Below are 25,728 nucleotides of genomic sequence, written 5' to 3' on the forward strand. Positions count from 1 at the left end.
CTCAGCTCGACTCGGCCCGGCCCTCGGTCACCACCGGAAGGCAGGTCTGCACGAAGTCCGCGCCGAAGGTGGTGAGCACGATGCTGCGGTAGTGCACCTTGGTGCCGAACCCGGAGCGCTTCAACAACTCTCGCACCGGCGACTGCGCTTCGAGCAACTGGTAGCGGTTCGGGTTGTCGACCGGTTCCTTGGCGAACTCGATCAGCCCGAGCCTGCGCAGATTGGTCAGGTACTGCGGCACCCGGTTCGGGAAACGCAGCCCCGCATGGTCGCCGATCAGCGTGAGCCCGGACAGGTAGCGCTCGGCGCCGAGCGCCCTCGGTCGTCCGACGCGAATGTCGATCGAGGGCTGCGGTCCGTCTACGTGCAGGAAGCGCAGGATTCGCGCCTCGTCGGGCGTCAGTTCGGCGAGCATTCCGGCGAAGGCCGGGTGGATCTCGGACGCCTCGGCGTGGGTACTCGCCGAGAGGCGCAGCAGCGCGGCGCCCTGTTCGCGCAGCGTGGGCACGGCCGGGTCGGTGCGTTCGGGTGTGGCGGGAGGCAAGCCGAGCGCGCGGCGGACCGCGTCGCGGACCTCGGCTTCCGCCTCGGCGAGCACCTCGCGCGGCGGTACACCGGCGATGCTGCCCTTGACCACGGTTCCGGTGACGCCGAGCGCGGTGTCCACGGTCCACGCGGTGACCTCGGACGCGGCCGTGAACGCGACCTTGGCGACTCCGCCCGCCGCGCGCACGGTCTGGCGCGGCGTCGGCACGCGCCGCCGGGCGGGCTTGTCGGTCGCGGGTTCGATCTCCGATAGCGGCCACCGGGCGAGTTCCGTCGACGGCGCGACGGACTCGGAATGCTCGGTGGCCTGGATATCGTCGGCGTCCGATCCCGCGTTGTTCTCGCCCGAGCCCGTCATACCCATGTCGTCGCCACTCCCGTTCCGAAGATCAGAATGTGAGCGTATCCGGCCAAGAGGCCCAGCGCGCCGCCATGGACGAAAAGCAACCATTCATCCTGTTTGATGGCCGAGCGCAGCATTTCCACGAAGTCCGGAGGCTTCAGGGCGGACATCTGTTTGGCGATGTAATCGTTGATCTGCTTGCCCTGCTGGAGGTTGAAGTCCGGATCGGCGAACGCGATCGGCGCGATGGACATCGCCTCGGTGGTCAGCGTCGCCTGCAACGAGTCGTACTCGCGGCTGCCGAGCATGAATTTCACCGCGGGCCGCGCCGGGCCGAGCGCCCGGTCGGCGGCGGGCCGCAGGGTGTCCTCCAGCATCTGCATGGTGCGATCCGAGCGCGGACCGTTGAGCAGTTCGTCGCCGATGTTGGCCACCGTCATCACCTGGCTCGACACGAGTTCGGCGTAGCCGTCGGTGATCTCGGACTGGCGCTTGATCAACAGGCCCTGCCGCCACGGGCACCACCACTTCGGGTAGGCCGGGGCGAAGATCATGTTGATGCCGATCCAGTTGACCACCCACCCGATGATCACACCGCCGAGCGGCAGCACCACCCAGGTCGACCACCCGGTGACGTGCAGGACGAGCACGAGCAGCGCACCCATCGGCGCGCCGAAGTAGAAACCGAAGTTCTGCATGAACCGAAGCTCTTTGGCGCCGAGCACCTGGAACAGCGTGTTGAGCAGATGCGGCCGGGCCTGGAAGTAACGGATCACCATCTGTTTGACATCGATCAGCTGATCGATGTTCGCGCCGAGTTCCTCGGTCAGCTCGCGCAGGATCTCGGGCAGCTGCTGGCGCACCCGCGCGTGCACCATGTCGCGCACCTGACTGGGAAGGTTGTACCAGAGCTGCGGGTGCTCGCGGCGCAGGATCTCCTCGACGATATCGGTGATCTGCGCGTCGGCGATGCTGGCCAAATGTTCGGCGAGCTTGTCGGGTTCGAGTTCGCGATAGAAATCGGAGACGCTACCGAGCTTGGCGAGCCCTTTGTCGACGGCGATGCTGGCCATTTTGTCGGCGCGTGAGGGCACGATGCCCTGCCAGCCCATCCTTCCGTCGTAACTCAGCAGCGGGAGGACCTGGATTCGCTTGGGCAGGAAAGGATAGAGCGCCCGGAGGCCGGGTACTCGGACGCCGTGAAAGGCGATGGGCTGGAACAGCATGAGCACGCCGGTCCAGTTCGTGATGTAGCCGATCACTCCTGTGAAAAGCGGAATGGTCAAAAGCTCGAGGAGGATCGTGGGGTGAACTCCGAAAACACTCTCTAACAACGACACCCTCCTGCCGAAAAACCGGTGATCGCCGCCTCACCGGCACCTCAAAGTAGCACCCCGTCGGCAGCTGGACCCTAATGTGAGTCGCGACGCCGCGTCCACCGGGCGACGCGGTAGTGTCTGAGACATCAGTCACAGTATCTGCCTCGAATGCGGCATTGTCTCGGTCGGGGCGAGAGAATGGCGTCCGCCACATCCGTTTCGCGGAATGAAACATGCTGGGGTGCTGGCGATCGGGTCCGACGGTTTGGTCGGCCGGGACGCGCGAACGGTTGGGGTTCGCTACACCTGGAAGCCCATCGGGCAATAATCTGTGGGCGGATTCGTTCACTTGGCGACACTTCGGAGTAGGACGTGGCAGACGAAAGGACCGGACAGGACGTGGCCCGGGCCGGTTCCCGCGCGGTAGAGCGCAGCTCGGATGTCGAACAGCGGCAGATCAGCAACGAGGCGAGGCTGATCCGCGGTGTGTTCCGAGCCGCCGGGCTGGCGGCGGGCACCGCGGTGCGCGGCGGCCAGTGGGCGGTGAACACCTCGTACGAGGTCACCAAGGAGATCGCCCAGGCCGCGCTGGACGGCGAGTCCTCGGCCGAGATCGCCGAGCGGACCGGCAACGCGCTGCGTTCGATCGCGCGCAGCGCGCTCGGCGTGACCGAGGGCTCGGTGCGCGAAATCGTCAGCTACGTACCAACTCCCGCGAACGGCCCGCAGCAGGCCATCGCGGTGGGTTCGTATCTGCGTTCGGCGACCACCGAGGAATTGCGGCGCCGCGGTGACGCGCTGCTCGCGCGTTCGGCCGACGTCTACTTCACCGAGGACGTGCACCCGGCCTACGACCGGATTCTCGACGAACTGGCTCCCGACGAGGCGCGCATCCTGCGCTTCATGTCGCTCAACGGGCCGCAGCCCGCGGTGGACGTGCGCACCAACCGTCCGCTCGGCATCGGGTCCGAGCTCGTCCAGGGCGACCTGACCTCGGTGCCGGAGCAGGCCGGCGTGCGCTATCCGGACCGGGCGCGGTCGTATCTGATCAACCTCAACCGGCTCGGTCTGACGCTGACCTCCGACGATCCGGTGGTGCTCAGCCGCTACATGGTGCTCGAGGTGCAGCCGGTGGTCGAGGCCGCGCTGAAGAAGGCCGGTCGCGCGCCGAAAATCGTGCGCAAGAGTTTGCGGCTGACCGAATTCGGCGAGGATTTCTGCCGTACCTGCTTTACCATCGGTAGTTGATCTTCTCGGGCGGCGAGCCCGTCCGTTGATAGCAATCTGATACAGATCTCCCAAACCGTGAAGCTCGGCGGCTTCGGATGGGATTGTTGAGGTATGGATCAGGGAAGCGGCGAGCAGGGGCGCGGCGACTCGACCGTCGACGCGGCCGAGGAGACCGCGGAGCGCACGGAGGACACCGCCGAGCGCGCCGAGCCGCGCAACGGCGCCCAGACGGAGGAGGGTGACCTCCTGGATCCGCGGCGCGTCATCCGGCCGCCCGCCGATCGGCCGGGCATGGACGACGTCGCGGCTATCAGCCGTCTGAAGTTCCGCTACCTGCGCGCGCTGGACACGAAGTCCTGGGAAGAATTCGCCGACACCATGATTCCCGAGGCCACCGCGACCTACAGCGAGTATCTCCAGTTCGAATCGCGCGACGCCTTCCTCGCCTTCATGCGCAACACGCTCGGCCCGCACGTCATCACCGAGCACCGCTGCGACCATCCCGAGGTCGACGTGGACGGCGACACGGCAACGGGCACTTGGTATCTCGCCGATACGGTGCTGATCCCCGCGCACAACATGCTGCTGCGCGGCGCGGCCTTCTACACCGACCGCTACGTGCGCTGCGACGACGGCCACTGGCGGATCGCGCACACGGGTTACGAGCGCACCTACGAGGTGGTTGTGTCGCTGAGCGACCTGCCGAGCCTGCGCCTGACCTCCAGTCGCTGGGGTCTGATCGCCAGGGAGGACGGCATAGCGCCGGTGGAGCGCGACCCGGGCAGCGCGCCGCCGCGGGAGCCCGAAGCCGAATGACGGCGGGATCCGTGCGGACGGCCGAAGCCGAGTTCGAACGCATGGTCGCTCCGCTGCGCGCGGAACTGCACGTGCACTGCTACCGCATGCTCGGTTCGACGCACGACGCCGACGACGCGGTGCAGGAGTCGCTGGTGCGGGCCTGGCGCAACCTCGACAAGCTGACCGACCCCGCCGGACTGCGGCCCTGGCTCTACCGGATCGCGACCAACCGCTGCCTGACCCTGCTCGAGACTCGCCGCCGCCGCGAGCTGCCGGTGGACCTGAGCCCCGGCGCGCCGCTGACCGATATCGCCTGGCTGGAGCCCTATCCCGACGCCGATGTGCGAGGCAGGGCGCCCGAGGCACGGTACGCGGCGCGCGAGGCGGTGGAGCTGGCGTTCGTCGCCGCGCTGCAATATCTGCCCGGACTCCAGCGCGCCGCGCTGGTGCTGCGCGACGTGCTCGGTTTCTCGGCCCGCGAAACCGCCGAACTGCTGGAGATCAGCGTGGCCTCGGCCAACAGCGCGTTGCAGCGCGCGCGGGCCGGGGTCGAGGCGCGGTTGCCCGCGCAATCTCAGCAGCGCGCGCTGCACACGATGGCCGACCACGAGATCCGCGAGTTGGCGGGGCAGTACGCCGCGGCATGGGAGTCGGGCGACGTGACGGCGATCGTCGCGTTGCTCAGCGCGGACGCGAAGTACTCGATGCCGCCGCTGCCCGAGTGGTACGAAGGGCAGGCCGCCATTCGCGAGTTCCTGCTCGGCGGTCCGCTGCGGTACCGCTGGCGTTTTCTGCTCACCTCGGCCAACGGCCAGCTGGCGTTCGGTACCTATCTCTGGGAGGAAGAGCGCGCGGTGTTCGCTGCCATGGCGCTGGACGTGGTCGCGGTGCGCGAGGGCCGGATTTCCGAGGTGGTCTCGTTTCTCGAACCCGCGCTCTTTCCGTCTTTCGGCCTGCCCCTCGACCTGTCCGCCTGAATTTTCCCGCGCTCCGATGAGTTCGGCGCACGGCCCGGGTTGTACCGACGACGGGATCGACCCGCACGCCGCCGCGCCCGGCGGCCGTACCGAAGGGAATGCCGACCATGAACGACGAAGCGCTGATCCGCGAGCTGATCGAACGATGGGCAGACGCCGTGCGCGCGGGCGACCTCGCCGGAGTGCTCGCCGGCCACGCCGACGACATCGTCATGTACGACGTGCCGCCGCCGAACGAGGGGGTGCGCGGCATCGACGCTTACCGGGAGACCTGGCCGCCGTTCTTCCGGTGGCTCGCCGAGGGCGCGGTGTTCGAGATCGTGTCGCTGGACGTCACCGCGGGCAGCGACGTGGCGTTCGCGTACGCGCTGTTGCGCTGCGGTAAGCCCGAGGAGTTCCGCGTCGACCCGGCCAACCGGTTACGGCTGACCATCGGACTGCGCAAGTCGGGCGGCCGCTGGCAGGTCACCCACGAACACCATTCGTTCCCGCTGCCGATCTCCGCGCCGGCCGAATCGGAAACCCCTGCGCTGCAACGGGACTGATATCGAGCCGGAGCCGCGCCGCCGTCAGTTGTCGGCGGCGGCGACCAGCGGTTCCAGCGTCAGCTTCGGGTGTTCCTTCTCGATGTACTGCAACCGCCACTTGTCGCTGAACAGGGCGAGCAGCGCGCCGTCGCTGCGGGTGAACACCTCGACGCCGCGCTGGCGGCCGAGTTCCTCCGCCGAGGCGGCGTCGGTGCGCCTGGCCAGCGAGTAGCCGAGGTGCTCCATGTTCGTCTCGACGTTGAACTCCGCGAGCATGCGCGCGGTGACCACCTCGAACTGCATCGGGCCGACGGCCGCGAGCACGGGGGCGGCGTCACCGCGGATGTCGTTGCGCAGCACCTGCACCACGCCCTCGGAATCGAGCTGGTCGATGGCCTTGCGGAACTGCTTGTACTTGCCCGCGGTCCGCGCGCGCAGCACCGCGAAGTGCTCCGGCGCGAAGGACGGGATCGGCGGGAACTCCACCTTCTTGTCCACGTACAGCGTGTGGCCGGGCGCCAGCGCGGTCGCGTTCACCAGGCCGACCACGTCGCCGGGGTAGGCGGTGTCGACGGTGGCGCGCTCACGGCCGAACACGGTGAGCGCGTATTTGGTGGCGAACGGTCGTCCGGTCTGTGCGTGCGTCACGACCATGCCGCGCTCGAACTCGCCCGACACGATCCGCATGAACGCGAGCCGGTCCCGGTGCGCGGTGTCCATGCCCGCCTGCACCTTGAACACCACGGCGCTGAACGGATCGGTGGTGGCGCGCGGCGTGCCGTCGACGGCCTTGCGCGCGCCGGGCGCGGGGGCCAGCGCCACCAGCGTCTCCAGCAGCTGGCGCACGCCGAAGTTCAGCATCGCGGAGGCGTAGATGACCGGCGAGGTCTGCCCGGCGAGGAACAACTCCTGGTCGTGGTCCTGCCCGGTCGCCGAGAGCAGTTCGCTCTCCTCGACCGCCGTCGTCCACGCCTCGCCCTCGCGGACCTCGGCCGACTCCGGGGTGATCGACTCCTCCGGCGCGATCGTCGCGCCGCCCGCGGTGCGGGTGAAGTGGATGTATTCGAGCGCCTCGCCGTCGGTGCCGCGGCGCAGCAGACCGCGGAAATCTCCGGCGATGCCGACCGGAAGGAACAGCGGCGTCGGGGTGAGGCCGATGCGCTCCTCGATCTCGTCGAGCAGCTCGAGCGGCGCGCGGCCGGGCCGGTCCCACTTGTTGATGACGGTGATCACCGGGATGCCGCGGTGGCGGCAGACCTGAAACAGCTTCAGTGTCTGCGGCTCGAGGCCCTTGGCGGCGTCGATGAGCATCACGGCCGCGTCCACCGCCGTGAGCACCCGGTAGGTGTCCTCGGAGAAGTCGGAGTGGCCGGGGGTGTCGACCAGGTTGATGACGCTGTCGACCTCGGAGCCCGCGGCGCGGTAGTTGAACTGCAACGCGGTCGAGCTGACCGAGATGCCGCGCGCCTTCTCCATCTCCATCCAGTCGGAGACCGTCGACTTGCGGCCCGCCTTGCCGTGGATCGCGCCCGCCTCGGAAATCATCCTGGCGTGCAGCGCCAGTGCCTCGGTGAGCGTCGACTTGCCGGCGTCCGGGTGGGAGATCACTGCGAAAGTGCGGCGCCGGGCGACCTCGGCGGGCAGTCCGCGCGGGGTGGGCGCGACGACGTCCTCAGGGGCGGTCAACGTGAGCAACCTTTCGCAGGTTCGGCGAATAGACAACCGGTCCAGATTACGCGACCGGGGTTGCGACCCGCCGAACCACGTCTGACCACCCGATTCATCTGCCGCGCGTGAGCTGGGGTATGGTGTTCGGGTTGTCTCGGCGAGGGTGTCCGCAGACGTTTTTGCGACACCGTGATCGACGCGGCGCGGCTTCCGGCCGTCCTCGTTCGGTCTTCGCCCCGACGAGTAGACCAGAACCCCAGCCCAGGGCGCCACCCTCCCTGGCGGGCACCTTTGACAGCCCGGAAGAGCCGTAGGAGTAGATCCAGTCATGTCCGACGTCAACCTTCTCGAAGCCGCCGTACGCACCGAGTTCGGCAAGGGAGCCGCGCGTCGCACCCGTCGTGCGGGCAACGTCCCCGCCGTGCTGTACGGCCACCAGGCCGACCCGCAGCACCTCGCCCTCAACGCCCAGGCCTTCGCCGCCATCCTGCGCGAGCACGGCACCAACGCGGTGCTGAACCTCGTCATCGACGGCAAGCAGCAGCTGGCGCTCACCAAATCCGTTGTGGTCCACCCGATTCGCCGCTACATCGAGCACGCCGACCTGCTCATCGTCAAGCGTGGCGAGAAGGTCACCGCCGACGTCCCCGTGACCATCACCGGTGACGCCGCCGCGGGCACCCTGGTCACCCAGGAAGCCACCACCATCTCCATCGAGGCCGAGGCGCTGAACCTGCCCGAGGCCATCGAGGTCTCCGTCGAGGGCGCCGAGCCGGGCACCCAGATCACCGCGGGCGAGCTCCAGCTGCCCTCCGGTGTCACCCTTGCCGCCGACGCCGAGACCCTGGTCGTCAACGTGATCGCCGCGCCGGCCGCCGAGCCGGAGGCCGGCGAGGCCGAAGCCGAGGCCGAGAGCGCCGAGTAAGGACGCCCGGAACCGGTTCGTCGATGACCGAATCCACGACCGGGGCCGCGCTCGTCGTCGGACTTGGCAACCCAGGTCCGGAGTACGAGCGCACCCGGCACAATGTCGGTTTCCTGGTCGCCGACGTGCTCGCCGAGCGCGTCGGCGGCCGTTTCGCCGTGCACAAGAAGTCCGGAGCCGACCTGCTGCAGGCCCGCCTCGACGGGCGCCAGGTCCTGATCGCCAAGCCGCGGTCCTACATGAATCTCTCCGGCAGGCCGGTGGCCGCGCTCGCCAGGTTCTTCTCGGTGCCGCCCACCGAGGTGATCGTCGTGCACGACGAACTGGATCTGCCGTTCGGCGCGGTCAAGCTCAAGCGCGGCGGCGGGGAGGGCGGCCACAACGGCCTCCGGTCCATCTCCAGCGCGCTGACCACCAAGGATTACGTGCGAACCCGGATCGGCATCGGGCGTCCGCCAGGCAGGCAGGATCCGGCCGATTTCGTGCTCAAGCCGTTCTCGACGCCCGAGCGCAAGGAAGTGCCGGTGATCGTCGAGCAGGCCGCCGACGCGGTGGAGCTGTTGCTGCGCGTCGGGCTGGAAACGGCGCAGAACCAATTGCACTGAGGCGCAGCGGTTTCCGGTGTCCCGGGCCGTTCAGCGCAGGTGGACCGCGGTGGCGGAGCGGCGGAGTTTGCCCGACGAGGTCTTCGGCAGGGCGCCGGGGCCGAGCACGGCGACCGTGCGCGGGCGGACGCCGACCTCGGAGAAGACCGAGTGCACGATGTCGTGCTCGATGCGCTTGACCTCGACCGGGTTCTGATGGTCGTTCGATTCCACCACCACGGCGAAGCTTTCCCGCTTCTGTCCCGCGTCGAGCCGAACCGCGACCGCGTTGCCGGGGCGCACGCCGGACACCCGCATCGCGGCGCGCTCGATGTCGGTCGGGAAGATGTTGCGCCCGCCCATGATGATGACGTCCTTCTTGCGGCCGCAGACCACCACCAGGCCGTCTTCGGTGAAGTAGCCGATGTCGCCGGTGTCGAGCCAGCCGTCTTCGTCCTGAGCCGGACGGAAGCCGTCGACCGTCACGTACCCGGAAGTCACCGCGGGACCGCGCAATTCGATGACGCCGACCGAGCGGGTCGGCAGCGGTTCGCGTTCGGCGTCCACCACCCGGCCCTCCAGGTGATCGACCAGGTAGCCGAGGGTCGGCAGGCGGCGAACGTTGGCGTGGCCGACGTGCTGCTCCGGCACCGGCACCGCCTTGCCGAGCGCTTCGAGCAGATCGGCGTCGATGACGTCGAGCACCTGGCCGAGGCCCGGGTCGGGGACGGAAACCGCCAGCGTCGTCTCGGCCATGCCGTACACCGGGGTGAGCGCCATCGGATTGAGCCTGAAGCGTTTTCCGGCGTCGGCCAGCGCGTCCATGGTGTCGGGGTCCACCGGCTCGGCGCCGTTCCACATGTACCGGACGCTGCTCAGGTCGAGCGCGCCGTCCTCGGCCTGCCGCAGCCTGCGGGCCAGCAGGGAGTACGCGAAATTCGGTGCGGCCGTGACGGTTCCGCGGTACTTGTCGATCAGCTCGGCCCACAGCAGCGGCCGCGTCAGGAAGTCGAGCGGCGTCACGCACACCACCTCGGCACCGAATTGCATGGGAACGCTGAGGAATCCGACCATGCCCATGTCGTGGAACAGCGGCAGCCAGCTGATCATCACATCGATGTCGAGCTGGAACTTCACCCTGTCGAACATCGCGTAGGCGTTGACGTAGAAGTTGCCGTGCGTGATCCGCACCGCCTTAGGCGATCCGGTGGAGCCGGAGGTCAATTGCTGAAGGGCCACATCGGATTCGGTGGTCGGCACCGGGTCGATCTCGGGACCCTCCGCCAACTGGTCGATCCGCACGACGGTGATGCCGCGCTCGCGCAGCAGCGGTTCCGCCGCGTCGAACGGCGCGCCGAGCACCACCGCGCGCGCCTCGATCATGCCGAGCACCGTCTCGGTGTCGCGGGCCCACACCGCGAGATCGGTGCGCGGGGTCGGCTGGTGCAGCATGGTGATGGACGCGCCGCGCATCCAGATGGCCTGGCACGCCGGTGCGATGTCGACCGGCATGCCCGCGAGCACGCCGACCGCGTCGCCGTGGTCGATGCCCGCCGCCGCGAGTCCGCCCGCCATCCGGCGCGCGATTCCGTGGATCTCGGTCCAGGTCTGCCGCAGCGGGGCGCCCGGCTCCCCGGTCACCAGGCCGCGGCCGGACGACCGCCCCGTCGCGTACATCTCATCGGTGAACCTGCTCATTTGTCGGTCTCCTCGTCACAGCTCGACCGAGCATCCGGCCTCCTCCCACTATCCCGCCGAATCGCCGCGACGTTAACCCCTCGGCGGGGTCGCGTGCGCTGACGGAGCGGCGCGGCGGAGGCCGGTGCTCGTGCCCACGACCGAGCCTCGACAGCTGCGACCGGAGCACCGCCTCGGTGCTCGGGAGATCTCAGGCCCGTCGATGCGGAAGACCGTCGCGCACGCTCGCGCCGTGGAACGTGGCCGCGTAGGAATCGACGTACTGCCGACCGGATCGCCGCGCCAGTTCTCGCATCAGCGCGTCGGTCTCGCAGCGCGCGTCCGCCCGCGTCTCGGCGGGCGGGTAGTAGCGCGGCGCGCCGAAGTGGACGCGCACTTTGGCGAATCGCCACATCCGGCTGCCGCGCGGATTGACCCGGTCTGTGCCGGACAGCACCACGGGCACCACCGGGGCGCCGGTCGCGATGGCCACCCGCAGCGCTCCCGTCCGTCCGCGATAGACCCGGCCGTCCGGCGACCGGGTGCCCTCCGGGTGGATGGCCCAGACGCCGCCCGCTTCCAGGATGCGGGTGGCAGCCGCCAGGGCGTCAGCGGCCGCGGTGCCGCCGGTCCGATCGACCGGCACTTGACCCGCGGCGGAGAAGAACCACCGGTTGAAGCGCCCCTTCCACCCCGTGCCGGTGAAGTACTCCTGCTTGGCGAGGAAGGTGACGCGGCGCGGCAGCACGAGCGCCAGGTACATCGAGTCGATCACGGCCAAGTGGTTGGCGGCGACAATCACCGGCCCGCTGCGCGGCACGTGCTCCAGGCCGACCACCTCGGGGCGGCCGATGATCCGCAGCAGCGGACCGAGCAGGACGTGCTTGAACAAGCGATACCACACAGGGAACCTTCCGTCGACAAGGCGTAGACACTGTCTACAGGAAGTGCGTAGACATTGTCTACCCCCCGACGCCGGTCGTGTGCGCGAGAGTGCACAATGTCCGCGTGGCCGGGAACGAACCCCTCAGCGAGCGGCTGATCGCCGTCGGCGTCGAACTGCTGGAGCAGGAAGGCCCGGATCGACTCGGGCTGCGCGCGATCACGCGCGCCGCGGGTGTCTCGCACGGCGCCCCGCGTCGGCATTTCCCGACCCACAAGGCGCTGCTCGCGGCCATCGCGGCACGCGGTTTCGCCGACCTCGCCGCGCGCTTCGCCGCGGCCGACGACGCGAGCGCTCCGGCCCGAGACCGATTGCGCCGCATGGCCATCGACTACATCGACTTCGCGGCCACCCGCCCGCAGATGTTCACCCTCATGTTCCGCCACGACCTGCTCGAGGGCTCCGGCGCCAACCTCCGCGCCACCACCCTCCCGCTCTTCGACCACTTCGCCGACCTCGTCCGCCAGGCCAGCCCCTCCGCCGACCGCCCCCTCCTCCTCTGGACCGCCTTACACGGCCTCGCCACCCTCCGCGCGAACGAAAGCCTCACCCTCATCGCCCCCACCGCCGCCGACCCCACCCTCGTCGACCAAATCCTCCAATTGCACCTTCCCTGAACGACTTCCGTCGGCCCGGCGAGTCGTCGCGCGGCACGCCGCCGAGATCTGGTTCTGTCGGTCGACGTCGGTACTGTGCCGCGCATGCCATCGCAGCAGCATGAGCTGATCATCGATATGTTCCGGAGTCGACCGGACATGATCCCGCCGTTGTTGGCAGCGCTCGGCTGGCAGCTGCCCGAGTTCGACAAAATCGAGAACCTATCCGGTGACCTGCCGATTCTGGCACCGACCGAGTACCACGCGGATTCGGTGGCGGTGCTGCACGCCGCTGACGGACCGGTTCTGGCGGTGGTCGTCGAGGTCCAGCTACGTCCCGATCCGGACAAGCGGTGGTCCTGGCCGGTGTACGTCGCCGCGCTGCGGGCGCGGTGGAAGTGCCCGACCGTGCTGCTGGTGCTGTGCCCCGACAAGCGGACCGCGCGTTGGGCGGCGAAGCCGATCGATTTCGGGTACGGCCACCCGTACGCCCGACTGGTGCCGCTGGTGCTCGATCCGTCCGCCGTTCCGGTGGTCACCGATCTTGAAACCGCCAACACGCTGCCGGAACTCGCGGTGCTGTCGGCTGCGTCGCACTACGCGCACCCGGATAACGCAAAGGTGTTCGCGGCCGCGTTGGCGGCGCTCGAGACCTTCGAGGAGGACCGGGCCGACCTGTACTATGACTTCATCCTGACGAGGCTGCCTCGAGCCGCCCGATCCGTTTGGGAGACGCTGATGACCTCCACGCTCCGCAATTACGAGTACCAGAGTGACTTCGCCCGCCGGTATTTCGCCCAGGGCAAGAAGAGGGGCGAAGCGGAAGGCCACGAGAAGGGCAAAGCGGAGGGTGAAGTTCGTGCCCTGCTGACGGTGCTGGAGGCGCGTGGTATCCCCGTTTCCGACGAGGTCCGTGATCGCATCACGGCGTGCATTGATACCGACGTCTTGGCCGAGTGGGTGCGGCGTGCGGTGACCGTCGCTTCGGCTGAGGAACTCTTCGCGGAGTAGCACCAGATTCATCCCAGCGGTGCTGGCTACCGCGGGCGGCGGTGGTCCAGGACACCGACGACCTGTTCGTGGACTAGCGCCGCGGGGGGAAGGGGATTCGCGCCAGGTCTTCGGCGATGAAAAGGTCGCCGGTGAAGTACTTCTCCGCTTCGGCGCGGTGGGCGTCGAGGGTGCGGTAGCGCTGGGAGAAGTGGGTGAGGACGAGGGTGTGGGCGCCAGCTTCGGCGGCGACGCGGGCGGCTTGGCCCGCGGTGAGGTGGCCGTATTCGTCGGCGAGGTGGGCGTCGGCGTCGAGGAAGGTCGCCTCGATCACCAGAACGTCCACGCCGGAAGCCAATTGGTGCACGCCGTCGCACAGGCGGGTGTCCATGACGAAGGCGAAGCTCTGCCCCGGCCGGGGTTCGCTGACTTCGGCCAACGTGACGGTCGTGCCGTCGACGACGAGTGAACCCTCGCGTTGCAACCGGCCGACATCGGGCCCGCGCACACCGCGGGCGCGCAGCCGTTCCGGCAGCATCCGATGCCCGGAAGGCTCGGTCAGCCGGTAGCCGAACGCCTCGACCGGATGCGACAGCGGCACCGCTTCGATCCCGAAGGGCGCGTCGGGCGCGGGCAACGCACCCGCCCCCGCGATCGGACGCGCCCGCAGCTCGACGGTCCGGTAGAACGCCGTCGCATTGCACAACCGCTCGAAATACACCTCGCCGGACGCGGGGTAGTAGACGTCCACCGGGTGCGCGACCCGATCCAGATTGATCCGCTGCACGATGCCGGGCAGCCCGAGGCAGTGATCGCCGTGGAAATGCGTTACCGCGATCCGCGTGATGTCGCCCGCCGCCAGCCCGGCGAACGCCATCTGCCGTTGGGTCCCCTCGCCGGGATCGAACAGCACGCCTTCCGCACCCCAGCGCAGCAGATAGCCGTTGTGGTTGCGGTGCTTGGTCGGCACCTGGCTGGCGGTGCCGAGGACGACCAGCTCGCGCTGCGACATCAGAGGGCGGCGACGGCGGCCACGAACCGGTCCAGTTCCTCGAAGGAGACGAAACAGTGCGGCGACGCGCGCACCACCGCGTCCAGCCCGCGCGCGGTCATGTCCAGCAGGGTGGAACTGGCGAAACTGACCGTCACGGTGATGTTCTGGGCCGCGAGCCGATCGCGCACCTCGGCGGCGGACACCCCGTCGACGGTGAACGAGACGATGCCGCTGTGCCGGACGCCGTTGTCGCGCACGGTGACTCCGTCGATCTCGGGCAACGCTTTGCGCAGGTACTCCGCCCGCGCGCCGATCGCGGCGTAGACGTTCTCCGGCCCGAGGTCGAGCAGGTACCGAACGGCGGCGCCGAGCCCGAGCCGGGCGGCCACGTCGCACTCCCAGAACTCGAAGCGGCCGGCGTCCGGCGCGAGCCGGTACTCCTCGGGACCGGTCCACTCGGCGCTGTGCAGATCCAGCCGCTGCGGTTCCATCGTGGCGGCCAATTCCGGACGTACATAGAGGAATCCGGTGCCGCGCGGCCCGCGGAGCCACTTGCGCCCGGTGACCGAGAGCGCGTCGACGCCGAGCTCGGCCACGTCGATCGGGATCTGCCCCGCCGACTGGCAGGCGTCGAGCAACACCAGCGCACCCACCGAGTGCGCGATCCTGGTCGCCTCGGCGGCCGGATTCACCAGCCCGCCGTTGGTCGGCGCGTGCAGCACCGACACCAGCTTCACCCGCTCGTCGACCAGCTCGGCCATCGCGTCCAGATCCAGCTGCCCGCTGCCGTCGCTGGGGATCTGCTCGACCGTGGCGCCGACCGCGCGGGCCCGCTGGATCGCCGCGATGGCGTTGCTCGCGTAGTCCGAACCGGAGATGAGCACGCGGTCGCCAGGTCCGAGGGGGACGGAATAGAAGAAGTCGGCCCAGGAGCGTGTCGCGCTGTCGCTGAGGGCGATGGCGCTCGGGTCGGCGTTGATCAGCGCGCCGATCGCGGTCTTGACCGCGGCGAGGTCGTCGAGGCGTTCGTTGGCGGCGCGGTAGCCGCCGATCTCGGCCTCCCGGCGCAGGTGGTCGACGACGGTATCCAGGACGATTTGGGGCGGGAGCGAGGAACCCGCGCTGTCGAGGAAGACCAGCCCGGTATCGGACCGGCAGCCCGGCGTCTCTTCGCGTACCCGCTTCTCGTCCAACATGCCGACGACATTATCGGTAGCGAAGTCCCCGCGCAGGCGCTCGACAGCACCCCAGGTAGGACCGTCTGTTCGGCTGCTGGACGGTTTTTTGTCGGTATCCCTGGCTACCCTGGTTGAACGGAACCACGGTGAGAGCGCGTTCGGATGGGTGTTCGAGCGCGGACGACAGCGACACGAACAACGATCATGGCGTTCGGACGGATGTCCGGCCCCGCGCAAGAACTCAGGTGGAGGTTGGCATGGCGATCACGCTCGAACATCCGGAATCGGCCAGGCAAACCATCGAGCCCGGCGATCTGTCCTCGCGGGCGGCTGCCGAGGCCTACGTCGGTGGTGTCTGCTTCAAGCTGGGCCCGCCGATGCTGATCGGCGCCGAGCTCGAGTGGCTCACCGTGCAGGGTGAGTGTTCGGCGTCCGGGCCCGCCACGGCCCCCCGCCCGCAGCTGTCTGCCTTCGCAGCCGCGCTCGGACCGCACGCACCGCGGTCCATCGCCCCCGATTCTCCGGCGCTTCCGCTGCCAGGGGGCAGCCGGGTCACCCTCGAACCCGGCGGTCAGATCGAACTCTCCAGCGCACCGTATGCCACCGCCGCCGAGCTGTGCGAGCGTTTGATCGGCGACGCCCGCCTCCTGCGCGAGCTGCTCGAAACCCGGTGCATCCGAACACTTTCCCTCTCCGCCGACGCCGACCGCCGCCCGAAGCGGGTGTTGCAGTTGCCCCGCTACCGCGCCATGGAGCAGTCCTTCGGCGGAATCGGCCCCTTCGGCAAGCTGATGATGTGCAATACCGCGGCCACCCAGGTCAGCGTGGACGCGGGCACCGACCGCGCCGAGGTCACCGCCAGATGGACCGCGCTCTACGCCATGGGCCCTGCCCTGGTCGCCGCCTTCGCCTGTTCGCCCGCGCTGCGCGGCGCGCCCGACGGCGCGTGGGCCTCCCAGCGGATGCGCGCCTGGCTGCGCCTGGACAACGCCAGAACCCGCCCGCCGGTGCAGGAATGGTCCGACCCGGTGACCGCCTATGCCCGCTGGGCGCTGGACGTGCCGCTGCTGTGCGTCCGCAGACCCGACGCGCCGTCGGACGGCAACGGCGTCGAGTGGACGGCCCCGCCGGGCGCGACCTTCGCCGACTGGCTGTCCGGCGCGCTGGACGACGAGATCGGACGCCGTCCCGACACCGCCGACCTCGACTATCACCTGACGACCCTGTTTCCGCAGGTACGCGCTTCGGGTCATCTGGAGGTCCGCTACCTGGACGCGCAGCCGGGCGACACCTGGACTGTCCCGGTCCACGCGTTCGACGCGCTGCTGTCCGCGCCCGCCGTCGTCGCCGAGGCGACCGCGCTCGCCGCGCCCGTGGCGGGCCGGTGGCTGCAGGCGGCCCGCCACGGTCTCGTCGACACGGAGATCAGGAAGGTCGCCGTCGAGCTGCTGGCCCTCGCCGCCGCGCACGCCCGCACGCCCTCGGCGGCCCGCGAACTCGACGACGCCTCGCAACGATGTCGCGACGGCCGCACCCCGGCCCACACCCGGGTGGAGGCCGCGTCGTGAAACCAGCGGCAGCGCGGAACAGGCACGCGCACAGCATCATTCGACGAGGCCGCGGCACGTCCCGCCGCGCAGCGCTGACGACAACTACCGCCCGGAGAGCGTTCCCGTGACCACTTTCGCCCCCACCGACCATTCCGGCACCGAGCGACTCCGCGAGCGGATCGCCGAGGTGCTCACCACCGCACGCGCCAGGACACTCGGCCTGACCGACGTCGTCGACGAGGCCGAACTCGTCGCCCAGCATTCCCGGCTGATGAGCCCGCTGGTCTGGGACCTCGCGCACATCGGCAACCAGGAGGAGCTGTGGCTGGTGCGCGACGTGGGCGGACGTGATCCCGTCCGCGCCGACATCGACGAGCTCTACGACGCCTTCAAACACGCGCGGGCGAAGCGCCCCGGGTTGCCGCTGCTGAATCCCAGCGAGGCGCGCGGCTACGTCGGCACCGTCCGCGACAAGGTGCTCGACGTGCTCGACAGCAGCGCCCTACGGGGAAACCGTTTGGTGGACGGCGGTTTCGCGTTCGGCATGATCGCCCAGCACGAACAGCAGCACGACGAGACCATGCTGGCCACGCACCAGTTGCGAACGGGCGCCGCGGTGCTCGCCGCGCCGAGCGCACCCGCCGCGGCGGTCGCGGTCTCCGGCGAGGTGATCATCCCGGCGGGCGAGTTCACCATGGGCACCTCCACCGATCCGTGGGCGCTGGACAACGAACGTCCCGCGCACCGGGTGCATGTGCCCGCCTTCGCGATCGATGCCGCGCCGGTCACCAACGAGCAGTACCTGGCCTTCATCGACGACGGTGGCTACGAACGCCCCGAGTTGTGGTCCGAGCGCGGCTGGGCGCACCGCACCGAGGCCGGACTGGTGGCGCCCCAGTTCTGGGACCGCGATCCGGCCGGACACTGGTGGCGGCGGGTCTTCGGCGTGATGACCCCGCTGCGTCCGCGCCAGCCGGTGCTGCACGTCTGCTGGTTCGAGGCCGAGGCCTACGCCAACTGGGCGGGCAAGCGACTGCCCACCGAAGCCGAATGGGAGAAGGCCGCGCGGTACGACCCCGACACCGGCGCCGAACGCCGCTACCCGTGGGGCGACGCCGAACCGGACTCCGCCACAGCCAATCTCGGACAGCGCCATCTCGAACCGGCCGAGGTCGGCGCGTACCCGGCCGGCGCGTCGCCCGCGGGCGTGCACCAGCTGATCGGCGACGTCTGGGAGTGGACGTCCTCGGGCTTCGAGGCCTACCCCGGCTTCCGCGCGTTCCCCTACAAGGAGTACTCCGAGGTGTTCTTCGGCGGCGACTATCGCGTGCTGCGCGGCGGTTCGTTCGGCACCGATCCGGTGGCCTGCCGCGGCACCTTCCGCAACTGGGACCATCCGATTCGCCGCCAGATCTTCTCCGGTTTCCGCCTCGCCCGCGACCTGGGGCGGGACGAGATCTGATGTGCCGGCACCTGGGCTATGTCGGCCCGCCGACGTCTGTCGGCGAATTGCTCACCCGCGGTACGCATTCCCTGCGCACACAGGCGTGGGCGCCCAAGGAGATGCGCGGCGGCGGCACCATCAACGCCGATGGTTTCGGTGTCGCGTGGTGGCGGAACGGTTCGGGCGGTGCCCCGGAGGCCAGCCGCTACCGCAATCCCGATCCCATCTGGACCGATCCAGCGGTGGAAGAGGTGCTGCCCCAGCTGGTTTCGGGTGCGGTGCTCGGCTCGATCCGCTCGGCCACCGTGGGGATGCCCGTCGAACGGGCCGCCTGCGCGCCCTTCGTCGACGGACGGTGGGCCTTCAGCCACAACGGCGCGATTCCGGAGTGGCGACGGGTGCTCACCGCGGTCACCTCGGACCTCGACGTGGCCGCGACCCGCGCCGGCGCGACCCGCCTCTTCGAGACCGCCCGGCTGCTCGAGGCCGAGGCGGCGACCGATTCCGCCGCCCTGTGGGTGCTGCTGCGAGATCTTCTGCGCTCCACGGAATCCGGCGATTACGCGAAGAGTCCGGCGACCGCGTTGCGTCTGCTGGTCGACGCCGTGCTCCGGCACATGCCGACGGCCCGGCTCAACCTGCTGATCGGCGACGGCGAACAGGTGTGGGCCACCACGGTGCACCACGCGCTGTCCGCGTTCGTCACCGACGACGTCGCCATCCTCTCCTCCGAACCGTACGACGACGATCCGCGCTGGCAGCCGATTCCCGACCGGAAACTGGTGTTCGCCAGGCCCGGGGTGCTCTCGATCGAGGAGCTGACCCCGCCCGATACCGAAAGGTCCACGCCATGACCGCACCGACGCTGGAAGTCCATCTCTCCGACGAGGATCTCACGACGGCACTGCGGGCCGACGCCAGGCGCGGGCTCACCGCCGATCCGAAGTGGCTGCCGCCCAAGTGGTTCTACGACGCCCGCGGCAGCGAACTGTTCGAGCGCATCACCGAACTGCCCGAGTACTACCCCACGCGCACCGAACGCGCCCTGCTGGAACGGGTGGTCGGCGACATCGCGCGGATCGCGCAGGCCGAAGTCCTCGTCGAACTCGGCGCGGGCTCGGCGCACAAGACCCGCCTGCTGCTTTCCGCGTTGACCGCCGAGGGGCCGCTGAAGACCTATGTGCCGCAGGACGTCTCGTCGGCGGCGCTGCGGGCGGCGGCCGAGCAGGTCGCCGCGGAGTTTCCCGCGCTCGGCGTGCACGGCGTGGTCAGCGATTTCACCGACACCCTGCGCAACCTGCCGCGCGGCGGCCGCCGGATGATCGCGTTCCTCGGCGGCACCATCGGCAATCTGGTGCCCGGCGAGCGCGCCGAGTTCCTCGCCGGCATCCGGGAGGTGCTCGAGCCGGGCGAGCAGCTGTTGCTCGGGGCCGGGCTGGTCATCGATCCGGACGTGCTCGTTCCCGCCTACGACGACGCGGCCGGGGTCACCGCCGAGTTCAACCGAAACGTCCTGCACGTGCTCAACCACCGCTTGCGGGCGGACTTCGATCCCGACAAGTTCGCGCACGTCGCGCTGTGGGACGCCGAGCGCGAGTGGATCGAGATGCGCCTCGCGGCGACCGAGGACATGACGGTCACCGTCGCCGATCTCGACCTCACGGTGCACTTCGCGCGCGGCGAGCAGTTGCGCACGGAGATCTCCGCGAAGTTCCGCGTCGACGGGCTCGATGCGGAGCTGACCGCCGCGGGATTCCGCACGGAGCGGGTGTGGACCGACGACGACGATCGCTTCGCCTTGGTACTCGCCGCGCGGATCTAGCGGCGGCAGGTCGTCGAGGCCTGCGGTCGCCATGCCTCGCCCGGCAGCGCCGACTCCGCGCCCGCCGGGCGGTGCGGGACTCCGCCTACGCGTTCGCCGGTCCGACGATCGAGGTCAGCCGATCGATGAACGGGCGCATCGTCTCCCAGGCCTTGCGCACCTCCTTGGCCACGCGCGGCGTCTCCAGCCATTCGGGTGCGCCGAATTGGCGGCTCGCGGTCAGGGATTTGTGCCGCAGCAGGTCGATGCGCGGGTGGTCCGCCTCGTAGCCCTTGGGCTTGGTCTTCAGCTTGTCACCGCCGATGGTGAACCCCGCCTTGGTCAGCTTCGCGAGGATCTTCTCCAGCTCCGGACCGCGCACGTCGTCATCGACCGCGGCGCGCAGCTGCGCGACCTGGGCCGGGGTTCCGGAATAGAACCCGCCGCCGACGAACAGCCCTGCGGCGCTGATCTGCACGTACCAGCCGACGCCCGGCGCGGTGCCGACCACGGCGCCCTGCGCCGTCTTGTACGGGGACTTGTCCTTGGCGAAGCGCACGTCGCGATAGGGACGGAAGATCTTCGCGGTGCCGAAGTCGGCTTCCAGTTCCGCGGTCAGCGCGACCATCGGCGCTTTCACCGCGTCCTCGTACACCGCCTTGTGCGCGTTCCAGAACGCCTTGGAGTTGTCGGCCTCCAAGTCCTCGTAGAAATCGAGCCCGGCCAACGGAAATCCACCGAAACCACTCATGACCGAGAACTTACGGCGGGCCACCGACTCAATTCTGCTCGGGGACGAAATCGGTGTTGAGCACCGCGAAGCTCAGGATGAGCCCGATGACCAGCGCCGCGCCCGCCGCGATGGCGGCCCACCGGCCGAGCGGCTCGCCCTTGTTGTGGCCCAGGATGCCGAACACGATGCCCGCCGGGCCGAACAGGATCGGGCACAGGAACAGCGCGAGCACCGCGCACACGAACCCGATGATCGACATCGTCTGAGTGCCCGGCTTCCGCGGCTGCTCGCCGCCGAAGGGCTGGCCCTGCTGCGGGTAGGAGGGATAGCCGCCCTGCCCTTGCGGGTACGCGCCGCCGTACTGCGACTGTCCGTACTGCGGCTGGGCCGAGGGGTAGTCGGCCTGATCGGAAGTGGAGTACGAGGAAGGGCCACCGGGCGGGTAACCCTGTCCGCCGGGATACGACTGTTCGCCGGGCTTCTCGCCTCCCGGATATCCGGGTTGCCCGCTCGAATAGCCGGGCTGTCCGTACTGGCCGCCAGGCTGCTCGCCCGGATAGCTGGCGGGCCCCGCACCGGGATAGCCGGGTTGCCCGCCGAACGGATACTCGGGCTGACCCGCCCCCGGCTGATTCCATCCCTCCGGCCCGGTCGACTGCGGGGCCGAGCCGGTCACCGGCGGTTCCGTCGCGCTACCGGACGACGAGGACGGCCCACCGCCGGAAGTCGCCGACGATTCGCTCGGCGCCTCGGTCCCGCCGGTGGCCGACGACAGTTGCGTCGACTCGCCCGGGACCGGCTGGGCGGACGCGGGAGTCGCCCATTCGGTGCCCGTCGGCTCCGATTCCTCCGGCTTCTTCGACAGCGATGCCCCCGATTCCTGCCCCGACTGCGGTGCGCTGCCGGTCAGCGGCTTCTCCTCGGACGACTCGTCAGGATTCTTCGGTGTGGTCATCAGCGGCCTCCTGGTCGTATACGCCTGGCAACCCCCGGGTACCACGTGGTTCGAGCTTTAACGTTCACAAGTCGGAATCGTCGATGATCTCCATCGCCGCCTCTTCGGCGGGCAGGGTCGAGTCGTCCACGTCCTCGGCGCGCTGACCACGCCGGGTCCAGCGCTCGTCGAGGTCCTCGCCGATGCCGAGCCTGCCGTGGTCCTCGCTCTCCCGATTGCGGATCGTGAGGTTCTCCGGCGGATTCTCGATGTAGCGCTCGTACTCGCGAATCTCGTCTTCTTGCTCGTCGTCTCCCATGTCCATGTCCAGCGGGTCACGGTTCATGGGTCCCAGTATCGTCCCGTCGGCGCCGGGACGGAGGTAACTCGACGCCGCGAATTCGCGGACCGGCCGAGTCCGTGCCTACGACGAGTAGCGCGTTACTCCGATGACGAAGACGACCAGCAGGATCGCCAGCACCAACACCACGGCATTGGCGATGGCCGCCCATTTGCCGAGTGATTCGTTCTTGCTGTGCCCGACGAAACCGAGAATGATGCCCGCTGGTCCGGTGAGCAGGATGGGGAAGAAGCAGAAACCGACACCCAGGACGCTGAGGCCGAGGCAGACGAAGCTGATGATCGACAGCGTTTGCGTCTGAGTCGGCTGGTAAGGCCCCGCCGGGTACGGCGAGTAGCCACCGGGCTGCGCGGCAGGGTAGCCCGGCGCCGCCGGATAACCCGGTGCGGCAGGGTAAGCGGCCGCCGCCGGGTAAGCGGGCGGGTAGGCGGGCGCGGCGGGGTAGGCGGGCGGCACGTCGTACGGGTTCGGCTGCTGCGGGTAACCCGACGCCGGTGTACCCGCCGGTGCGTCGTACGGACCCGGCTGCTGCGGGTAGCCCGTGGGCGGCGTGCCCGCCGGAGCACCGTCGAGCGGCGGATATCCGTAGACGCCGCCCGCCGGATATTGCGGCGCCGCGGGCGGCTGATAGGCGGGCGGTTGCGGCGGCCGATGGACCGGCATCTCCGGGAGGCTCGGCGAACCAGGTTGGAACACCTGCGTTTCCGGCGCGGTGCCGGGACCGTGCGCCTGCCCGGGCTGGTAGACCTGCGTCTCCGGCGCCGTGCTCGGCGGCTGGTACACCTGGGTCTCCGCCGACCGGCGATCGTCCTGCGGCCCGGACTTGCCGAAGTCGATGCCGGGTCGCGGTTCCTGCGGCGTGGTCATGGCGGCGCCCCCCTCTGCGTGTTCGATTGCCCCACATGGGTATCACGTTCGCCCGGTCAACTCCAGCGCGGGCTCAGCAGGCGCTACCGGACGCGGTCCGCCGACAGCCCGGCGGCGCAAGGGGAACGCGGAGGGCAGCTCACCGGCCGGCGAAACGACAGCGGCCCGGGCGCGATGCCCGGGCCGCTGTGTTGCTAGGGAAGCGTCACGCGTTGCCGTTGAACAGCCCGGTGACCGAACCGTTCTCGAAGACCTCGCGGATGGTGCGGGCCAGCAGCGGCGCGATGGATAGCACCGTCAGCTGCGGGAACTTCTTGTCCTCGGTGATCGGCAGGGTGTTGGTGACCACGACCTCGCGCGCGCCGCAGGCGGCGAGGCGCTCGGCGGCCGGGTTGGAGAGCACGCCGTGCGTCGCCGCGATGACGACGTCGCCCGCGCCCGCCTCGCGCAGTACGCGCACGGCCTCGGCGATGGTGCCACCGGTGTCGATCATGTCGTCGATCAGGATGCAGGTGCGGCCGTCGACGTCACCGACCGGACGGTGCGACTTCACCTGGTTCGGGACCAGGGGGTCACGGGTCTTGTGGATGAACGCCACCGGCGCGCCGTCCAGCGCGTCGGCCCACTTCTCGGCGACCTTCACGCGGCCGGCGTCGGGCGAGACGACGGTGATGTTCTCCAGGCTGTAGTTGGCGCGCACGTGCTCGGAGAGCTGGAACAGCGCGTGCATGTGATCGACGGGGCCGTCGAAGAAGCCCTGGATCTGGTCGGTGTGCAGGTCGACGGTGATGATGCGGTCGGCGCCCGCGGTCTTCAGCATGTCGGCGACCAGGCGGGCCGAGATCGGCTCACGGCCGCGGTGCTTCTTGTCCTGCCGCGCGTACGGGTAGAACGGCAGCACCGCGGTGATCCGCTTGGCCGAACCGCGCTTGAGCGCGTCGATCATGATGAGCTGTTCCATCAGCCACTGGTTCACCGGCGCCGGGAAGCTCTGTAGCACGAAGGCGTCCGAACCGCGGACGGATTCCTCGAAGCGGACGAAGGTCTCGCCGTTGGCGAAGTCGCGCGCGATCTGGGGCGTCACATGAACGTCGAGTTCCTTGGCGACCTGCTCGGCCAGCTCAGGATGGGAGCGTCCCGCGAAGAGCATCAGGTTCTTCTGGTTATCGATCCATGACGCGGTCACTGCTGTTTGCCATCCTTTTGCTCGATTGCCTGACCCGACATCTCGTCGGCCGCGATGGCTGCCGCCGCCGCGATCGCCGCCGCGGTCCCCGGCCGGTACCGCTGCACCCAGTTCTCAATATTGCGCTGCGCTCCACCCGACACCGCGAGCGCCCCCGGTGGAACGTTTCTGCGCAGTACAGTACCCGCCGCCGTATAAGCGCCGTCACCCACCGTCACCGGCGCGACGAACATGGTGTCGCTGCCGGTGCGGACATGCGAGCCGACCACGGTGTGATGCTTGCGCACGCCGTCGTAGTTGACGAAGACGCTCGAAGCGCCGATGTTGCTGTGTTCGCCGATCGTCGCGTCACCCACGTAGGTGAGGTGCGGCACCTTCGAATGCGCGCCGATGGTGGCGTTCTTGGTCTCGACGAAGGCGCCGAGCTTGCCGGAATCACCGACCACGGTGCCCGGTCGCAGGTAGCTGAACGGACCGATGGCCGCGCCAGGTCCGACGGTGGACCGCTCGCCGTGCGTGCGCACCACCTTCGCGCCGTCGCCGACCAGCACGTCGGTCAGCGTGCTGTCGGGCCCGATCTCGGCGTCCTCGCCGATGACCGTCGCGCCGAGCAGCTGCACGCCGGGCCGCAGCACCGCGTCCCTGCCGATCCGCACGCTCGCGTCCACCCAGGTGGTGGCCGGATCCATGATGGTGACACCGGCCCGCATGTGGCGTTCCAGGATGTAGCGGTTCAAAGTCTTGGCGGCCTGCGAGAGCTGGACCCGATCGTTGACGCCGGTGACCTTGGCCGCGTCGACCAGGCGGGCGCCGTGCACCGGATGCCCGGCCTCGCGGGCCAGGCGCAGCACGTCGGTGAGGTACAGCTCGTGCTGGGCGTTGGCGGTGGACAGCCTGCCGATCATGGTGCGCAGCACCGCGGCGTCGAACGCGTACACGCCGGAGTTGACCTCGTTGATCGCGGCCTGCTCCGGGGTGGCGTCGGCGTGCTCGACGATCTCGACGACCTGACCGTCCCGATCGCGGATGATCCGGCCGTAGCCGTTCGGGTCGTCCGGGACGAAGGTCAGCACGGTGACCGCCGAGCGTTCGGTGTAGCTGCGGTGCTCGTCGAGCAGCGCGGCAAGCGTGTGTCCGTCGAGCAGTGGCACGTCGGCGGAGGTGACCAGCAGATCGCCGGTGAAGTCCTCGGGCAGCGAGCGCAGCGCGCACTGGACCGCGTGGCCGGTGCCGAGTTGCTCCTCCTGCAGGGCAGGGGTGATGTCGCGGCCGAGCTCGGCGGCCACTTCGGCGACCGCGGCGCCGACTTGCTCTCTGTCGTGGCCCACCACCGTGATGAGGTGCGCGGGGTCGATCTCGTTCGCCGCATGCAGCGCGTGCGCGAGCATGCTTCGACCGGCCAGCGAATGCAGAACTTTGGGGGTCTTCGACCGCATTCGCGTCCCGGCTCCGGCGGCGAGAACGACGACGGCGGTCTGCTGTGGCATGGATCTCCCTCGGCTGCCTGTCATCGTGCTGGCTATGAGTGCTTGGTCAGCGATGTGCGGGGCCAACGAT

General features: G+C 69.3%; 25 protein-coding genes. 12 read left to right on the forward strand and 13 right to left on the reverse strand.

Translation table 11 applies throughout. The annotated features are described in order from the left end of the window. Position 1: 1 nt before the first annotated feature. On the reverse strand, positions 2-910 hold the full coding sequence (locus FB390_RS10645; protein ID WP_141808807.1) for an Abi-alpha family protein: 909 nt from the start codon (positions 908-910) through the stop codon (positions 2-4). Next, positions 901-2,175, reverse strand: coding sequence for a DUF445 domain-containing protein (locus FB390_RS10650; protein ID WP_246123954.1), 1,275 nt, complete (start codon positions 2,173-2,175; stop codon positions 901-903). The genes FB390_RS10645 and FB390_RS10650 overlap by 10 nt, the downstream gene beginning before the upstream one ends. A gap of 405 nt (positions 2,176-2,580) precedes the next feature. Between FB390_RS10650 and FB390_RS34190 the strand changes: the two genes are divergently transcribed. From FB390_RS34190 to FB390_RS10670, 4 genes are all read left to right on the forward strand, one after another. Then, positions 2,581-3,456, forward strand: coding sequence for an Abi-alpha family protein (locus FB390_RS34190; protein WP_141808809.1), 876 nt, complete (start codon positions 2,581-2,583; stop codon positions 3,454-3,456). A 273-nt stretch (positions 3,457-3,729) separates the two neighbouring features. Further along, positions 3,730-4,254: a nuclear transport factor 2 family protein gene (locus FB390_RS10660; protein WP_067784824.1), complete on the forward strand. Its 525-nt coding sequence runs from the start codon at positions 3,730-3,732 to the stop codon at positions 4,252-4,254. Continuing rightward, positions 4,251-5,213, forward strand: a complete 963-nt coding sequence (locus tag FB390_RS10665) for a sigma-70 family RNA polymerase sigma factor (RefSeq protein ID WP_141808810.1) — start codon at positions 4,251-4,253, stop codon at positions 5,211-5,213. The genes FB390_RS10660 and FB390_RS10665 overlap by 4 nt, the downstream gene beginning before the upstream one ends. 107 nt (positions 5,214-5,320) lie before the next feature. After that, positions 5,321-5,758, forward strand: a complete 438-nt coding sequence (locus FB390_RS10670; protein WP_141808811.1) for a YybH family protein — start codon at positions 5,321-5,323, stop codon at positions 5,756-5,758. A 24-nt stretch (positions 5,759-5,782) separates the two neighbouring features. Here the strand turns inward: FB390_RS10670 and FB390_RS10675 are convergent, their stop codons facing one another. Further along, entirely contained in the window at positions 5,783-7,426 is a 1,644-nt protein-coding gene (locus tag FB390_RS10675; RefSeq protein WP_141808812.1) for a peptide chain release factor 3, read from the reverse strand. Positions 7,427-7,736: 310 nt separating this feature from the next. On the opposite strand from FB390_RS10675, the gene FB390_RS10680 reads away from it, so the two are divergent. Then, on the forward strand, positions 7,737-8,333 hold the full coding sequence (locus tag FB390_RS10680) for a 50S ribosomal protein L25/general stress protein Ctc (RefSeq protein ID WP_141808813.1): 597 nt from the start codon (positions 7,737-7,739) through the stop codon (positions 8,331-8,333). Positions 8,334-8,356: 23 nt separating this feature from the next. Beyond that, positions 8,357-8,938, forward strand: coding sequence for an aminoacyl-tRNA hydrolase (pth, locus tag FB390_RS10685; RefSeq protein ID WP_141808814.1), 582 nt, complete (start codon positions 8,357-8,359; stop codon positions 8,936-8,938). Positions 8,939-8,968: 30 nt separating this feature from the next. Here the strand turns inward: pth and FB390_RS10690 are convergent, their stop codons facing one another. After that, positions 8,969-10,615 (reverse strand): fatty acyl-AMP ligase, encoded by a 1,647-nt coding sequence (locus FB390_RS10690; protein WP_141808815.1) that lies wholly within the window; start codon positions 10,613-10,615, stop codon positions 8,969-8,971. 190 nt (positions 10,616-10,805) lie between these two features. Further along, positions 10,806-11,498, reverse strand: coding sequence for a lysophospholipid acyltransferase family protein (locus FB390_RS10695; protein ID WP_141808816.1), 693 nt, complete (start codon positions 11,496-11,498; stop codon positions 10,806-10,808). A 104-nt stretch (positions 11,499-11,602) separates the two neighbouring features. Here FB390_RS10695 and FB390_RS10700 point away from each other — a divergent pair, with 104 nt between their 5' ends. Next, a complete protein-coding gene (locus FB390_RS10700) occupies positions 11,603-12,154 on the forward strand; it encodes a TetR/AcrR family transcriptional regulator (RefSeq protein ID WP_141808817.1) in 552 nt (183 codons plus the stop codon). A gap of 84 nt (positions 12,155-12,238) precedes the next feature. Further along, positions 12,239-13,144 (forward strand): hypothetical protein, encoded by a 906-nt coding sequence (locus tag FB390_RS10705; RefSeq protein WP_141811670.1) that lies wholly within the window; start codon positions 12,239-12,241, stop codon positions 13,142-13,144. Between the two features lie 73 nt (positions 13,145-13,217). Here the strand turns inward: FB390_RS10705 and FB390_RS10710 are convergent, their stop codons facing one another. Together FB390_RS10710 and FB390_RS10715 are read right to left on the reverse strand one after the other, a co-directional pair. Beyond that, positions 13,218-14,135, reverse strand: coding sequence for a ribonuclease Z (locus tag FB390_RS10710; protein ID WP_141808818.1), 918 nt, complete (start codon positions 14,133-14,135; stop codon positions 13,218-13,220). Beyond that, a complete protein-coding gene (locus tag FB390_RS10715; RefSeq protein WP_141808819.1) occupies positions 14,135-15,313 on the reverse strand; it encodes an aminotransferase class V-fold PLP-dependent enzyme in 1,179 nt (392 codons plus the stop codon). The genes FB390_RS10710 and FB390_RS10715 overlap by 1 nt, the downstream gene beginning before the upstream one ends. A 239-nt stretch (positions 15,314-15,552) precedes the next feature. Between FB390_RS10715 and egtA the strand changes: the two genes are divergently transcribed. The 4 genes from egtA (at position 15,553) to egtD (ending at position 20,111) form a co-directional block, all read left to right on the forward strand. Beyond that, complete coding sequence (gene egtA / locus FB390_RS10720) at positions 15,553-16,863, forward strand: ergothioneine biosynthesis glutamate--cysteine ligase EgtA (protein WP_141808820.1); 1,311 nt, start codon at positions 15,553-15,555, stop codon at positions 16,861-16,863. A 106-nt stretch (positions 16,864-16,969) separates the two neighbouring features. Next, complete coding sequence (gene egtB, locus FB390_RS10725; RefSeq protein ID WP_141808821.1) at positions 16,970-18,307, forward strand: ergothioneine biosynthesis protein EgtB; 1,338 nt, start codon at positions 16,970-16,972, stop codon at positions 18,305-18,307. Next, on the forward strand, positions 18,307-19,143 hold the full coding sequence (gene egtC, locus FB390_RS10730; RefSeq protein ID WP_141808822.1) for an ergothioneine biosynthesis protein EgtC: 837 nt from the start codon (positions 18,307-18,309) through the stop codon (positions 19,141-19,143). Before egtB ends, egtC begins: the two co-directional genes overlap by 1 nt. Continuing rightward, positions 19,140-20,111: an L-histidine N(alpha)-methyltransferase gene (gene egtD / locus FB390_RS10735; protein ID WP_141808823.1), complete on the forward strand. Its 972-nt coding sequence runs from the start codon at positions 19,140-19,142 to the stop codon at positions 20,109-20,111. The genes egtC and egtD overlap by 4 nt, the downstream gene beginning before the upstream one ends. 85 nt (positions 20,112-20,196) lie before the next feature. Here the strand turns inward: egtD and FB390_RS10740 are convergent, their stop codons facing one another. The 6 genes from FB390_RS10740 to glmU form a co-directional block, all read right to left on the reverse strand. Then, a complete protein-coding gene (locus FB390_RS10740) occupies positions 20,197-20,841 on the reverse strand; it encodes a DUF2461 domain-containing protein (protein ID WP_141808824.1) in 645 nt (214 codons plus the stop codon). A gap of 28 nt (positions 20,842-20,869) precedes the next feature. Then, the gene (locus FB390_RS10745) at positions 20,870-21,778 is read right to left on the reverse strand and encodes a hypothetical protein (protein WP_141808825.1); all 909 of its coding nucleotides are present in this window, start codon (positions 21,776-21,778) and stop codon (positions 20,870-20,872) included. A gap of 64 nt (positions 21,779-21,842) precedes the next feature. Then, positions 21,843-22,103: a hypothetical protein gene (locus FB390_RS10750; RefSeq protein WP_141808826.1), complete on the reverse strand. Its 261-nt coding sequence runs from the start codon at positions 22,101-22,103 to the stop codon at positions 21,843-21,845. A 78-nt stretch (positions 22,104-22,181) separates the two neighbouring features. After that, a complete protein-coding gene (locus FB390_RS10755) occupies positions 22,182-22,985 on the reverse strand; it encodes a DUF4190 domain-containing protein (RefSeq protein WP_141808827.1) in 804 nt (267 codons plus the stop codon). Between the two features lie 205 nt (positions 22,986-23,190). Continuing rightward, a complete protein-coding gene (locus FB390_RS10760) occupies positions 23,191-24,171 on the reverse strand; it encodes a ribose-phosphate diphosphokinase (RefSeq protein WP_067784493.1) in 981 nt (326 codons plus the stop codon). Further along, positions 24,168-25,658: a bifunctional UDP-N-acetylglucosamine diphosphorylase/glucosamine-1-phosphate N-acetyltransferase GlmU gene (gene glmU, locus FB390_RS10765; RefSeq protein ID WP_141808828.1), complete on the reverse strand. Its 1,491-nt coding sequence runs from the start codon at positions 25,656-25,658 to the stop codon at positions 24,168-24,170. Before glmU ends, FB390_RS10760 begins: the two co-directional genes overlap by 4 nt. Positions 25,659-25,728 lie beyond the last annotated feature (70 nt).

The sequence above is a fragment of the Nocardia bhagyanarayanae genome, from assembly GCF_006716565.1.
GTDB lineage: Bacteria > Actinomycetota > Actinomycetes > Mycobacteriales > Mycobacteriaceae > Nocardia > Nocardia bhagyanarayanae.